Origin of the sequence: Burkholderia sp. HI2500, from assembly GCF_002223055.1 — a bacterium.
Taxonomy (GTDB): Bacteria; Pseudomonadota; Gammaproteobacteria; order Burkholderiales; family Burkholderiaceae; genus Burkholderia.
The window spans coordinates 346,368-360,910 of the sequence record NZ_NKFL01000006.1 but is presented as its reverse complement, the minus strand read 5'-3'; the positions used below and the strand labels follow the sequence as shown (position 1 = coordinate 360,910).

5 protein-coding genes are annotated in these 14,543 nt (G+C 71.3%); all 5 read right to left on the bottom strand.

The annotated features are described in order from the left end of the window. Window positions 1–65 precede the first annotated feature (65 nt). The 5 genes from CFB45_RS19325 to CFB45_RS19305 are packed head-to-tail and all read right to left on the bottom strand — an operon-like array spanning window position 66 to window position 14,464. Window positions 66–1,832: an ABC transporter ATP-binding protein gene (locus tag CFB45_RS19325; RefSeq protein ID WP_373558415.1), complete on the bottom strand. Its 1,767-nt coding sequence runs from the start codon at window positions 1,830–1,832 to the stop codon at window positions 66–68. Further along, window positions 1,829–3,550: an ABC transporter ATP-binding protein gene (locus CFB45_RS19320; protein ID WP_089426923.1), complete on the bottom strand. Its 1,722-nt coding sequence runs from the start codon at window positions 3,548–3,550 to the stop codon at window positions 1,829–1,831. Before CFB45_RS19320 ends, CFB45_RS19325 begins: the two co-directional genes overlap by 4 nt. Beyond that, the gene (locus tag CFB45_RS19315; RefSeq protein WP_089426922.1) at window positions 3,547–4,599 is read right to left on the bottom strand and encodes a Gfo/Idh/MocA family oxidoreductase; all 1,053 of its coding nucleotides are present in this window, start codon (window positions 4,597–4,599) and stop codon (window positions 3,547–3,549) included. The genes CFB45_RS19320 and CFB45_RS19315 overlap by 4 nt, the downstream gene beginning before the upstream one ends. Next, window positions 4,596–10,070: a non-ribosomal peptide synthetase gene (locus tag CFB45_RS19310; protein WP_089426921.1), complete on the bottom strand. Its 5,475-nt coding sequence runs from the start codon at window positions 10,068–10,070 to the stop codon at window positions 4,596–4,598. Before CFB45_RS19310 ends, CFB45_RS19315 begins: the two co-directional genes overlap by 4 nt. Then, window positions 10,067–14,464: a non-ribosomal peptide synthetase gene (locus CFB45_RS19305; protein WP_089426920.1), complete on the bottom strand. Its 4,398-nt coding sequence runs from the start codon at window positions 14,462–14,464 to the stop codon at window positions 10,067–10,069. The genes CFB45_RS19310 and CFB45_RS19305 overlap by 4 nt, the downstream gene beginning before the upstream one ends. Between the last annotated feature and the right edge of the window lie 79 nt (window positions 14,465–14,543).

Here is a 14,543-nt window from a genome sequence, read left to right as displayed (position 1 = left end):
GGGCGATTTTTCGATCGAGGGGCTTTTCCTATCGATTCCGGGCATGCCGGATCGCATTGTTCACGTCAGTGTTCGGATTCGGCCGGCCGGGCTTCCGCGTCCGCGTCGGCTGTCGGCGACACGTCGGACGGCCGCCCCGCGCGGGCGAACGTCGCATACCACGCGTCGGTCTCGACCAGCTGCGCGTGCGTGCCGGTCGCCCGCACCCGGCCCGCGTCGAGCACGACGATCGTATCGGCGGCCGCCGCGAGTGCCGGCTGGTGCGTGACGACGATGCGCGTGCGCTGCCCGCGCAGCGCGACGAGGCTGTCGCGCACGCGCCGCGCGCTCAGTTCGTCGAGGCTCGCGGTCGGCTCGTCGAACATCAGCACCGGTGCACGCGCCAGCAGCGCACGCGCAAGACACGCGCGCTGGCGCTGCCCGCCCGACAGCAACTGGCCGCCCGGCCCCACGTCGGATTCGAGCCCGTCAGGCAACCGCTCGGCGTCGCGCAGCAGGCCGACCGCGTCCAGTGCATCGCGCAGCTCGGCATCGGTCGCGTCCGGGCGGCCCATTCGCACGTTCCACGCGAGGCTGCCGCGAAACAGCCCGTTGTCCTGGAACACGAGGTTGCGCGTCGCGGCGAGCGTCGCCTCGCTCAGGTGCCGCACGTCGGCGCGGCCGAGCAGCACGCGCCCGGCGGCCGGATCGTCGAGCCGTGCGAGCAGGCCCAGCAGCGTGCTCTTGCCGGCCCCCGTCGGGCCGACGATCGCGACGAAGCCGCCCGCCGGGCAATGCAGGTCGACGCCGTCGAGCAGCGTCGCACCGGCGGCCGACCGGTAGCCGACGCGCACCGCGTCGACGCTCGCATCGTGCACCGGCGTGCCGCGCTCGGGGCTGTCGAAAAGCGGCGCATGCAGCACCGCGAGCACCGTGTCGAGCGCGCGCCAGCCGCCGCGCAGCGCCTGGTCGAGCTGCGTGAGCTGCGCGAGCGGCTCGATGAAGCGCACGAGCAGCACGAGCACCGCCACGGCCGTCGCGGCATCGAGCCGGCCGGCGGAGACGGCCCACGCGCCGCCGACCAGCATCGCGACGAACACGCCCTGCACCGCGCCGGCGAAGCCGAGCTCGATCGGCAGCGAGCGCCGCATCAGCGCACGCGTGCGGCGATGCTGCTCGTCGAATGCGTGCTGCAGCGCCGCGCGCGCTTCGCCTTCCTGGCCCGCGAAGCGCAGCAGCCCCTGATGCGCGGCGAAGGTCTGAAGCTGCATGGCCATGTCGCGATCGCCCGCCGCGCGCGATTGCTCGAACGCGAGCGTGCGCGTGCCGCCGCGTTCGAGCAATGCGAACAGCAGCACGGCCGCGGCCGCGACGCACAGCGCGATGCGCCAGTCGATCCACGCGAGCCCCGCGATGACCGCGAGCGGCGTCACGACCGCGCCGATCAGCGGCCCGAGCAGGTGCGCGGGAATCCCCATCGCCTGCATCACCGGCCCGCGCAACAGCCCGGCCGGATGACTGTCGCGCACGGCCTGCCACGATGCGATGCGCGGCAGGTGCCGCACGAGGCGCTCGACGAGACCGGCCGCAAGCGCGCCGCCCGCGCGATAGCCGCCGCGTTGCGCGACGTACAGCACGAACGCGTGGCACAGCGTCAGCGCGCCGAGCGCGATCGTCCAGTGCAGCACGGCCGCCTGCGCGCCGGCAAACCATGCGCGGATCAACGGCACGAGCAGCAATCCGCAGGCGCCGTCGAGCAATGCGGCGGCCACCGCCCAGCCCGCCCCGCGCCACAGCGCGCGACGGGTTTCGGCGGGCAGGCACTGCAAACGTTTGAGCGACTTCATCATCATGCAGCCTCCTCACCCGCGGCACCGCATTCGCGCCATAGCCTTGCATACAACCCGCGCGTGGCCAGCAGCGCCGCATGCGTGCCGCGCTCGACGATGCGGCCGCGATCCATCACGAGAATCTGGTCCGCATGCCGGATCGCGTCGAGATCGTGGCTGACGATCACGCGCGTGCGCGCGTCGCCGCGCAGCGCATTGCGCAATGCGCGCCCGGTTTGCGGATCGAGTGCCGAGGCCGGTTCGTCGAGCAGCAGCAGCGGCGCCGGCGACAACAGCGCACGCGCGATCGCCAGCCGCTGCAGTTCGCCGCCGGACAGCCGCACGTCGCGCCCGCACACGCAGTCGTAGCCGCCCGGCAGCGCGTCGATGCGTTCGTCGAGACAGGCCGCGCGCGCGGCCGCGCGAATCGCGTCGCGATCGGCATCGGGCCGGTAAAGCGCGATGTTCGCGGCCATCGACACGTCGAGCGCGGCGGCCTGCTGGAACACCATCGCCATCTGTTCGCGCCGCGTATCCGACGCGAGCAGCCGCAGATCGGCGCCGCCGAGCCGCACCGTGCCGTGGTCCGGATCCATGAAGCGGGCGAGCAGCATCAGCAGCGTGCTCTTGCCCGCGCCTGACGGTCCCACGATCGCGGTGGTCGTGCCGGCCGCGATCGACGCGTCGATGTCGCGCAGGATCGGCGTGCCGTCGATGTCGACACGCACGCCGCGCAGCTCGATCGACGCATCGCGCGGCACCTGTGCGGCGCCAACGGCAGGTTCAGGCAAGACCGGCAGTGCGAGCAACGCATCGACGCGTGCCGCGGCCGCGCGCGCCTCGCGCAACGCGTCGGCACCGTGGCCGAGCGCGCGCACCGGCGCGGCCACCGCCCAGATCAGCAGCGCGAACGCGCACAGTTCGCCCACCGGCAAGCGGCCGGCCGTGAGCCACATCGCGCCGAACACGACCCACGCGAGCAGGAACGGCGTGCCGAGCAGCACCTGCGTGCACGCACCGGGCCCGCCGACGCGGCCGACCCACGCCGAAAACGCCTGTTCGAAGCGCCCGGTCGACTCAAGCGCGGCCGCCTCGATGCCGGCGCCCGGGTACTGCCGCACGAGCGCCGGGTTCTGCGCGAGCTGCGCGTAGTCGCCCATCAGCTGTTCAAGTGCCGCGTTGCGTGACGCGACGGCCGGCACGAACCGCGCCGAACGCATCCAGCGAAACAGCGCGGCACCCGCGACGAGCGGCACGAGCGCGAACGCAAGCAGCGCGGGATTCAGGTAAAGCAGGCACGCGAGCGCCGCGCACGGCACGACGATGAGTTGCGTGACATCGGCCGGTGCGTGCGCGACGAGCTGGTGCAGCGCACGCACGTCCTGGTCGACGTGACGCGCGACGCGATCGCTGCCTGCCCGCGCGAACCAGCCGAGCGGCAGGCGTTGCAGATGATCGGCGAGGCGCCTGCGCAAGCGGTCGGCGAGATCGGCGTCGACCCGGTGCGTCAGGTGCAGCGCGACCGTCTGGCCACCCAGCCAGCACACGCCGGCCACCACGGCCGCGACGAGCCAGCCGCGCGCCGTCGCGTCGAGCCGCGCGGTTGCACGCCACGCGTCGGCGATTCGGCCGAGCGCGAGCCACGGCACGAGCGACGCGACACCCGCCAGCGCTTGCAAAACGACCGCCGCGACGAGCGGCACCGCGAACGGCCGCAACATCGAAAGCAAGGGCCCCTTCATGCGGCACGCTCCAGCAGCATGCCGAGCGTGGCCGCGCGTGCGTCGCCCGGCGGCTGCTCCGGAAACCCGAGCTGCATCGTCAGTTGCTGCCAGACACGTGTCACGTCGATGCTGCGCTGGTTGCACGCGTGCAGCCCTTCGCCCGACACGAGCCGATCGACCGCGCGCACGGCCGCTTGCGGCCAGCTGCGCGCATGAATCGCGCCCCACGTGTCGCGCGCGTCGTCGCAGATCTGGATGCTCGGCATGTCGCTGCCCGCCGTCTCGCCGAAGATCGGGAACAGCCCGTGTTCGTCGATCTCCGGTTCACGCAGCGCGGGGGCCCACCACAGCGGGCCGTGCGGCGACGCGAGCGTCCACGTGCCGGCGTCCGTCGTCAGCGTGATGCTGAACAGCACGCTCATCCGGCCATCGTCGGCCGCCGCCATCTCGTTGTGCACACGCAGCGACACGGGTGTTTCGGCGAGCACCATCGCGCATTCGCGCATCGACGACAGCGCCGGCCCGACCGGCTCGACCGACCACGGGCCCACGCCCTGCAGCGCGGCCGCGAGCACGTCGAGCGCCGCGAAACTGGCCTGCACCGAGCACACGACATCCGCATGCACGGGCGCGCTCGTTTCGCGCAGCCGTCGCGCGACGGCGATGAAACGCGAGACGACCGGCAGGTTCGGATAGAAGCTGTTGAGCAGACAGCGGCGGCCATGGCGCGACGCGGTGCGCAGCACGCGACTCCATTCGTCGGGCAGCAGCGGATGCTCGATCACGACGTCGATCCCGCGTTCGAGCAGCCGGCACGCGAGCCCGGCCCCGTCGGCGCCGCGCGCCGCGCCGCCGACCGCGATGCACGCGACCCGCACGTCCTCGGGCAGTGATTCAGGCGCATCGAACACGGGCGCGCCGACACGCGCGGCCAGCGCGGCGGTGCGCGCGCTGCCTTGCCCCAGGATGCCCGCGACACGATACGCGCTGGACGCCGCGAGGCCCGCCGCATAGAACTGGCCGAAGCGTGAGCCGGCCACGACGACCGGCAGCGGATGAACCTTCATTGCGCCTCCTTCAGGCGGGTGTCGACGAACGCGGTATTCAGGCAGTCGAAATGACCACCGGGGATATCGACGGCCGTGATGCCGCCGAGCGCCTGCGCCGTCCAGTATTCGGTGAGCGCTGCGCGCTGCTGCGGAATCAGCGGGTTGCAGCGCTCCGGCACGAACAGCCGCAGCGCGCCCGCATAAGGCGCGTCGCCGGCCCAGTGGCTCGCCTGCACCGAATGCATGAAGAGCCGGTACAGCCGTTCGCGTTCGTCGAGCAGCGGATGCGCGACCGCGTCCTGCATCGACAATCCGGCCGCCGCGCGCAGCACGCGGCGGCGCAACGCGTCGAGCGGCTCGCAGCGATCGCCGAAGATTTCCAGCTGTGCCTGCAGGCTGCCGGGCGCGAGACGCGCGGGGTCGGCCTTCAATGCGTCGGCGAGCGCGTCGGCCAGCACGTACGTTTCCGGAAACCCGAGCGCGTCGAGCGGCAGCCCGAGCGTCGCCGCGAAGTTGAACAGCACGAGCCGTTCGTCTTCGATCAGGTACGGAATCCGGTAGCTCGACACGATGTCCAGCGTGCGCACGTCGACGCCGAGCTGCACCAGCGACTTCGCCATTTCGAGCGCGACCAGCCCGCCCGAGCAGTAGCCGAGCACGTCGACTTCGCGCACGCCGGTGCGCCACAACGCATCGGCATAGCGCCGGCCGAGCGTCGCGTTCAGGTGGCGCGCCGGCACCTCGAGATAGTCCTGCGCATCGCGCACCGCGAAGCCGAGCACCGGGCCAAGCCGCGCGAGCGCCGGCATGACCGGACGATACGCATGCACGGTGCCGAGCCCTTCGTGCACGATCACGCGCGGCACGCCGTCGCCCGGCGCGAGCGGAATCGGGCGTACGTCGGCACGCACGCGTGGCGCAGGTGCGTGGATGACCGCCGACGCGTGGGTCGTGCGCGGGGCAGCAGGCGATGTCGCGGCCGCCTGCTGCTCGCCCGCATCGCGCAGGCATTGCGCGAACGCAGCGGGTGTCGGTTGGGCTAGCACCCAGCGCAGCAGCCGGTCGAACGGATGCGCTTGCGCAAGGGGCTCCTCGCCACGCAGCCGCGACACGAGTTGCGCGATCAGCAGCGAATCGCCGCCCGCCGCAAAGAAGTCCTGATCCGGCGTGACGTTGCGCGTATCGAGCACCGCTTCCCACAAGCCGATCAACCGGGCCAGCAACGGATCGGCAGCGGTGTGCGTGTGGACGGGTCGCGCGGCCGCCGGCTCCGGTTCGCGGATGTCGGCGATGCCGGCCAGCGTACGGCGATCGATCTTGCCGTTCGCGGTCACCGGCAGACGGTCGAGCACGCGCAATTGCGACGGCACCATGTAGCCCGGCACGCGCTCCGCGACGAACGCCAGCAGCGCGTCCGGCGCGATGCGCGCCGCGCCGCGCTTCACGTGCGCGAGCAGGATGTCGTAGCCGAGCGCGTCGAGCGGCGTGCCGGGCGCCACGCAACCGAGCGCACGATCGCCGCCGTCCGACTGCAGCCATTCGAGCCACTGCGCGCGCGGCACGAACAACCGCGCCGACTCGGCACGCGCGTCGTTCGGCGTTTCCATCATCAGCCCCTGGCTGATGCTGATCTCCGGATGCTCGGTCGTCAGTTCCTGGATCACCCACCACGCATCGGCCGCCGACAGCGCCCGCAATCCGGCGATCAGCGCGACCGTGTCGCGCGCGTTGTTCAATGCGCCGGAACTGATCGTGACGTCGATCGAATGCGGCGCGATGCCCTGCGCGTCGAACGGTGCGTTCATGTCGAACCGCACGAACCGCATCCACGGATACGCGGCGAAGCGCTCGCGCGCCGCGGCAAGGAAATAGCTCGACACGTCGCTGAACAGGTAGTCGATCCGCGCGCCCGCTTCGACCAGCGGTGCAAGGACGTCGACGATCGCGCGTGTCGCCGCGGCCGTTCCCGCGCCGATCTCGAGGATGCGCCACGGTCGCTGCGGCTCGCGTGCGACGATCGCGCGCACGGCCTGCGCCATCCCGTTGTGCAGTGCGTGTGCATGTTCGCCTTCGCTGTACATCGCGTCGGCGATATGCGATGCGCCTTCCGGGAACATCAGGCCGGCGGGCGACACACTGCCGTCCACCTGCGCGTCGAGGCGTCCCGCGCTGTCGCGGAAGTAGTCGACGAGGACGGCCGGCCACAGTTCGGGCGATGCGTGCTGCGCAAACGCATCCCAGCACGCGTGAGCGTCGGCATGGCGGGTATCGGGCCGCAGACGCCAGCCTCCTGCTTCGGCATCCGCTTGCAGCACGCCATGCTTGTCGAGCATCGCGAGCCAGTGACGCAGCAGATGCTGTCGCGCCGCCGGCACGCGCAGCCGTTCGCACAACGTCGCGAAATCCGTCGCGGCCTCCTCGATCAGCTCGCCTGCCGGCACGATCCACGCGGCCAGCGACGCGACGCAGGCCGCTTCGAGCTGGGCGACCGACTTCACCACGTCCGCATGCGCGGGCCAGCGCGCGGCGGCGAACGCCGTACGCACCTGCTTTGCGATCTCGTGCAGCGCGTCGTCCTGTGCGTTCGGCGCCGATTCCACGCCGTGCAGCGAAGCGAAGCTCGCGAGCCGGCGCTCCGCGCCTTCGCCGAGCACGATCGTTGCAGCCGCGCCGACGAGCGGATGCGCGGTCAGCGCCGCGTCGATCTCGGCCAGCTCGATCCGGTAGCCGCGGATCTTCACCTGATCGTCCTGCCGCCCGAGGAATTCGAGCGAACCGTCGGCGCGCACGCGGCCAAGATCGCCGGTGCGATACAGCCTGCGCCCGTCGCGATGACGGATGAAGCGTTCGGCCGTGCGCACGGGATCGTTCGCGTAACCCGTTGCGAGCCCCACCCCGCCGATATGGATCTCGCCGCGCACGCCGGGCGGGCACGGCCGGCCGAGTGCGTCGAGCACTTCCATCGTCTGCCCGGTCAGCGCGCGGCCGTACGGAATGCTGGCAAGCTGCGTGTCCGCCGCACGGATCGGATGCTCGATCGACCAGATCGACGCCTCGGTCGCGCCGCCCAGGCTGAACAACGCGCTGTCGGGCCAGCGCCGCCACCAGCGTGCGGGCAGCGTCACCGGAATCCAGTCCCCCGACCATAGCACGCGGCGCGGGCCCGGCACGTCGAGCGCCGGTTCGCCTTCGAGATAGTCGATCAGCATCTGCCCTTGCGCGGGCACCGAGTTCCACAGCGTCACGCGGTGGCGCACCATCAGCTCGGCCCAGTGCGACGGATCGTTGCCGCGCGCCGGATCGGGCAGCACGATGCACGCGCCGCGCGCGGTCGCGCCGAAGAAGTCGTAGACGGACAGGTCGAAACTCAGTTCGGCCAGGCCGAGCACCACGTCGCCGTCGCCCACTTCATGGCGCGCGCTGATGTCGGCGAGCGTGTTGCACACGGCCGCGTGGCTCAGCATCACGCCCTTCGGTTCGCCGGTCGAGCCCGACGTATAGATCACGTAGGCGAGCGCGTTGCCGTCGATTTCATGCGCAGCGCGCGGCGGCCATTGCGGATCGATCGGCAACGTGTCGATATCGATGCGCGTGCAACCATCATGTTCGAAGTCGAGCGCCTGCACGCTGACGACCGCCCGAACCCGCGCATTACGCAGGATCGCCTGCTGCCGCAGCGCCGGCTGGCGGCTGTCGACCGGCACGTACGCGGCGCCCGCCTGGACGATCGCGAGCACGGCCGCGAGCTGGTGCGCGCACTTCGGCATCAGCACCGCGACGGTGTCACCCTCGCCGACGCCGGCTTGTTCAAGCGCTGACCGCAACGCCGCCGCGTGCTGCGCGACGTCGCGATACGTGCGCGCCCCTTGTGCATCGATCACCACCGGCGCCTCGGGCGTACGCAACGCCCGCGCGGCGAAGCCGGCCGCGATATGCGTATCGGCATCCGGATGGATCTCGGCGGCGGGCGCGGCGGACGGCAGCACGATGTCACCCTCGCGCGACCACCACTCGGCTTCAGCCGCGAGCCGGCCCAGCAGCGCGACATACGCATCGAACATCGCCGCGGGCATGCCGTCCGGAAACAGGTCGTCGCGCACGTCCCAGCCGATTTCCAGTCCGCCGAACTGATCGGTCACCTGGCAGTCGAGCCAGACCTGCGGCGTCTGGCTGATCATGTAGAGAGGCGGCTCGGCGCGGGTCGTTCGCTCACCGAGCAGGCGGCCGACACTGCCGATGCCGCTCGTGAACACCACCGGCATCAGCGCCGCATCCTTGCCGCGCCGCCGCGCGAGTTCGCGCATCACGTCGACACCGGTAAACGCGCGATGGTCGAGGTCGTCGAACATGCGCGCGCCGATCGTGCGCGCACGCTCGACGAAATCGCGCCCTTGCGTTACGTCGACCGCGAGCAGGCTCAATGCGGTGAAATCGCCGAGCACCGCGTCGATGCGCGGATGCACGGGCGGACGGTTCAGCACCGTCAGGTTCAGGCAGAACGCGGGCGACTGGCTCCAGCGGCCGACGACTTCGGCGAACGCGGCCAGCGCGACGCTTGCCGCACTCAGCCCGAAACGGCTCGCGTAGCTGCTCAGCGCAGCCCATTGCGCGCGATCGAGCCGCGCATGCCGGTGCGTGAAGCGCGGCCGCGCGTCGGCACGCATCGCGGGCACCACCGGCAGATCGGGCCGCGCGGGCAGATCGTCGATGCGCGCGAGCCACCACGCCTTGTCACGCGCATGATCGGCGCGCGTGCCGGCCTGGGCTTCATTGACGACGTAATCGCGGAACGTCGCGTCGAGCGGCGCGGGCTGCCATTGCGGATCGTCGTAGCGTCGCCGCCATTCGGCGAGCAGCAACTGCAGGCTCGCGTAGTCGATCAGCGTGAAGTCGATGGACAGGTGCAGTACCGCGCCATCCGGCCCGAGGCTCACTTCCGGCTGCAGCACCGGCCAGCGGTCGAGCGCATGCACCGCATGGTCGAGGCGCTCGCGCACGCGTTTCACGTGCGCGTCGAATGCGTTCGCATCGGCCTCGCGCAGGTGATGCACCGTGAGCGGCTGCCACGGCACGTCGGGCAGCACACGCTGCCATGCGTTGTCCTCGACGATCGCGCGCAGCATCGGATGCCGCGCGACGCACGCATTCCACGCCGCCTCGAAGCGCACGCAGTCGAGATTCGCGGGCTCCCCGTATTCGACATACAGATGGCACGCATTGCCGCCGAACTCGAACGATTCATGCCGGCCGAGCACATACGCGGCCTGCACCGGCGTCAGCGCGAACCGCTCGTGCCGGCGCGCCGGATCGCTGCGCCACGCGCCGTCCTGCAGGAAGCGGATAAACGTATCGCGTTCGGCCTTGATGCGCGCGGCCAGGTCTGCATCGAGTGCGCCGGCCGGCGCGCGATAGCGCAATTGTCCGCCGTCGTCGCACCACAGTTCGATCTGGCGTTCGCGGCAAAGATCGAGCACGTCATCGAAGCTCACAGCACGCCCTCCTCGATCGTCGCAACCGGCGCATCGCCCGCAGCGTGCGAGGGCGGCGCGGCCGGTGCGGCCTCGTCGAGCTGCGCGGCGAGACCCGCGAGCGTCGGCTGCCGGTAGAACGCTGCCATCCCCACCCGCACGCCGAGCCGCTCGCGCAGCTGCGCGAGCAGGCGCGTCGCGAGCAGGCTGTCGCCGCCGAGCGCGAAGAACGTCGCGTCACGCGCATTCGCCGGGCGGCCAAGCGCGTGCTCCCAGCACGCGAGCAGCGTCGCCTGCCGTTCGTCCGCCGGCACGAACGCATCGTGTGCGGCCGGGGTGTCGCCAAGCGCCCGCGCGAGCGCATCGCCCACCGCTCGCCGGTCGATCTTGCCGTTCGCGTTGAGCGGCCAGCGCGCGACGCACCACAGCGCATCGGGACGCATCGCGTCGGGCAACCGGACGCGCAGCCAGTCGGCCAGTGCCGCTTGCGCGACCGATTCGCCGACACGGCGCGCGTCGATGCAGGCAAAGGCAGTCGAGCGCCAGCTCCGCGAATCATCCAGCGCAAAGCCGCATGCGTGTGCCGCCGACGCCAGCGCGTCGGGTGCAAACAGCCGCGGCAGCGACGCATCGCCCGTCACGCCCGCGACGAGTTCGCGCAGCGGCGAATCGCGCAGCACGTCGGCGAGCAGCAGGCGGCCATGCTGCGCCAGCAACGCTGCCGCGATCCGGAACGTCTCGCGCGGATCGTCTCGCAGGTGCGCCGCCGCGAAGCTGATCACGCAATCGAACCGGCCGAGATGGCGGGCGGGCAGCAGGCCGTCCTGCGTCGCCTGCAACGTCGGCATCGTTCGTGTGAAGTACGCGTGCGCGTTGTGCAGCAGACCCGGCGACGCGTCGAACAGCGTCACGTCGAAGCGCGGATCGTCGAGCACGCCGAGCCCCGCATCGAACCATTGCCCGGCGCGCGCGTCGAGCACCGCGACCCGCATCGGTTCGGTGCGCGCGGCGGCCTGGGCCTGCAGTGCATCGCCAAACTCGCGCAGCGCGCGTGCGCCGTCCGGCAGACGCGCCGCGAACGCCAGCGGTGCGATCCGCGGATCGAGCGGCACACGCCGCGCGGCGCCTTCCGGGTCCGCCGCGAGCGCACGCAGCGCGCCGGTCAGGTCGTCGAGATCGGCGGCAAACCAGCCAAGCCGATCGAGCGCGCCGTCGATCGACATCGATACGTCATCCTTTGCATGCCAATGCACGCGCAGCGACGGCGGCAAGCCCGCATCGCCGTCGAGCAGCCGAGCGGCGACCGCGCGCGCGACGGCCGCCTCAGCGTGCAGCGTATCGGCAATGTCCGCTTCCGCGAGTACAGGCGATGACGGTGTTGCATCCGGTGCGCGATCGGCCGGCACGAATGCCGCGGCGATGCGCGCGGCCTCGCCGCCGACCACGCTCGCACACGCACCGTCGATCAGCGGATGCGCGGCCAAAGCGGCCTCGATCTCGCCCAGCTCGATCCGGTGCCCGCGCACCTTCACCTGGCGATCCTCGCGCCCCAGGAATTCGAGCGTGCCGTCGGGCCAGTAGCGGCCCCGGTCGCCCGTGCGATACCAGCGGCCCGACGCTTGCTGCACGAAGCGCTGCGCGGTCAGCTCGGGATCGTTCCGGTAGCCGCGCGCGAGGCTGTCGCCGCCGATCAGCAGTTCGCCCGGCACGTAGTCCGGCACGTCGCGGCCGTCGGCATCGACAACACGATAGGCCTGCCCCGGCAACGGCCGGCCATACGGAATCGAACGCCAGTGCGGCGGCACGTCGCGCACCGTCTGCACATTCGACCAGATGCCGGCCTCGGTCGCGCCACCGAGCGCATGGAATGCACACGCGTCGCCGCACCGTTCACGCAGGCGCGCCGGCAGATCGAGTGCGATCCAGTCGCCGGACAACAGCGCCGCGCGCACGCTGCGGCACGCGTCGGCCGCGGCCGGCACCGCCAGCGCCATCTCCAGCAGCGCAGGCGCCGAATTCCACAGCGTCACGCGATGCTGCGCGATCAGCTCGATCCAGCGCGCCGCGTCGCGCGCGTCGTCCTGGGTCGGCAGCACAAGCTCGGCACCGGCACCGAGCACGCCGAACAGGTCGTACACCGACAAGTCGAAATCGAGCGCCGATACCGCGAGCAAGCGATCCTGCGCATGCACGCCGAGCAGCGCATCGATCGCATCGATCGTGTTGAGCGCCGCCGCGTGCGTCATCTCGACACCTTTCGGCACGCCCGTCGAACCGGACGTGTAGATCACGTACGCGGTGGCCTGCGGCGCCACGGCGAGCGGCGCGGCCAGCGGTTCGTGCCGCATCAGCGCCGCGACGCCGACATGCGGCAACGCTGCATCGGCGAGCGTCGTGTCGCCGATCACGGCCTTTACCCCGGCCGCGCGTTCGATCAACGCCTTGCGCGCGGCGGGCTGCGCGATGTCGAGCGGGACATAGCATGCGCCGGCGGCCAGTACGCCGAACACCGCGGCCACCTGTGCGGGCCCGCGCGGCAGACTGATCTCGACGGCGTCGCCGTGACCGATGCCCGCCGCGCGCAAGCCGCCCGCGATCGCGAGCGCCCGTGCGGCCAGGTCGCCGCGCGTCACCGCTTGCTCGCCGCACCGCAACGCGACGGCCGCCGGCTCGCGCGCGGCCAATGCGAAGAAGTCGGCATGCAGCGTGCGCGGCCGCCCGGGTGCGGGCACCGCGTTGAGCGCGTCGCGCACGCGTCGTTGCGCGGACGGCAGCTCGACGGCGATCGGCAGCCGCCAGTCGCGATCGCACAGCGCCTGCACGAGCGCGACATACGCGCCGAACATCGCATCGATCATCCCGTCGGGAAACAGGCCGTCGACGCTGTCCCACGCGAGCAGCGCGCCGTCCGGCACGCGATAGAGCTGATGGTCGAGCCACACCTGCGGGGTCTGCGAAATCATGTCGTGCAGATCGCCGAACACGCGCGCGAATGCGTCGGGCACGAACGGCGCATCGCCGAGGTTGCACGAGAACACGACGGGCGCCGCGCGCGGCATGCCCTGCCGGCGCGCATCGCGCAGCACGTCGAGCGCCGGATACGCGGCCTGCGCGATTGCGCCGTGCAGCCGCTGCTGGAACGCGCGCACCGCGTCGGCCGCGCTCGCGTCGGCGCGCAGGTCGCATTCGACGAGCAGCAGCGTCGTGAAATCGGCGATCACGCGGCCGAGATCGGGCGCATCGCCGTGCCGGTCGAACAACGGCACGTTGAGCAGGAACGCGTGACGGCCGCTCCAGCGTGCGAGCACCGCGGCGAACGCCGCGCCGAACACCGACGACAGCGTGACGCCATGCTGCGCGGCCCGTGCCTGCAGGCGCGCGAGTTCGGCCGTGCTCAGCGTATGCGCGATGCGGCTGAAACGCGGCGCACGGATCGTTTCCGGTGCACGGGCGAGCGGCAGCGCCGGCCCTTCCGGCAGCGTAGCGAGTCGCGCCTGCCACGCATCACGCGCCGTGGCCCGCGCATCGCGCGTATCGGCCGCGCGACGCGCGAGCCAGGCCGGGAACCACGTCGACGGTGCGTCGGGCAACGCCGACGGCTCGGCATAGGCAGCGCCGATTTCCTGCATCAGCAGCCGCACGCTGTCCACGTCGGCCGCGAGCAGGTCGACGCTCAGCCACACGCGATCCTCGCCGCCGGGCATTTGCACGAGCCCCATCATGAAGACCTGCGCGCGCTCGACGTCGAGACATTCGTGCGACCGGCGCGCGCGCAGCGACGCCCATTCGGTTTCCGCCTCGGCGGCCGTCCTGTCGCGCCAGTCCGCATGCGCGAACACCGGCGCGTCCGGCGCCGCGACGATCTGCTGGCGGCCCCCGGTGAAGCGCGCACGCAGCATCGGATGGCGCTCGCGCACGAGCCGGCATGCCGCGTCGAGACGAACGGGATCGATCGCACGGGAGCGAAACTCGAGGAACGCATGACAGCTCACGTTGCCGAGCACTTCGCCATCGCCGCGGCCGAGCCAGTACGCCTGCTGCACCGCGGACAGGTCGAACGGCGCATGCACGTCGACGTCGACGACCTCGGCCGCCTCGGCATCAGGCATCGCCGCGGCGACGCGTGGCGCATTCGCGAGCAGTTCGGCCCACGCGCCGAGCGTCGGCGTACGCGTGAGCGCATCGAACGTCAGCGCGTAGCCGAGGCGGTTCACGCGCGTCTGCAGATACATCAGCCGGATCGAATCGAGGCCGCAGCTCAGCAGGTCCTCGTCATCGTCGAGCGACGCGATTTCGTCGACGGGCTCGTCGAGCAGCTCGGCGATCATCGCGACGAGCTGCGAGCGAAAGGCAATGGGAGAAAAACGGGAAGGATCGGAATGATCGATGCTGGAATCGACAGCGGTCTGGCTCATGGGCACGCCTTGTATGGGTCGTTCGATGGCGGATCCGCGCGGCGGCGGCCACCCGTGAATGAGAATCTATCTCATTCAC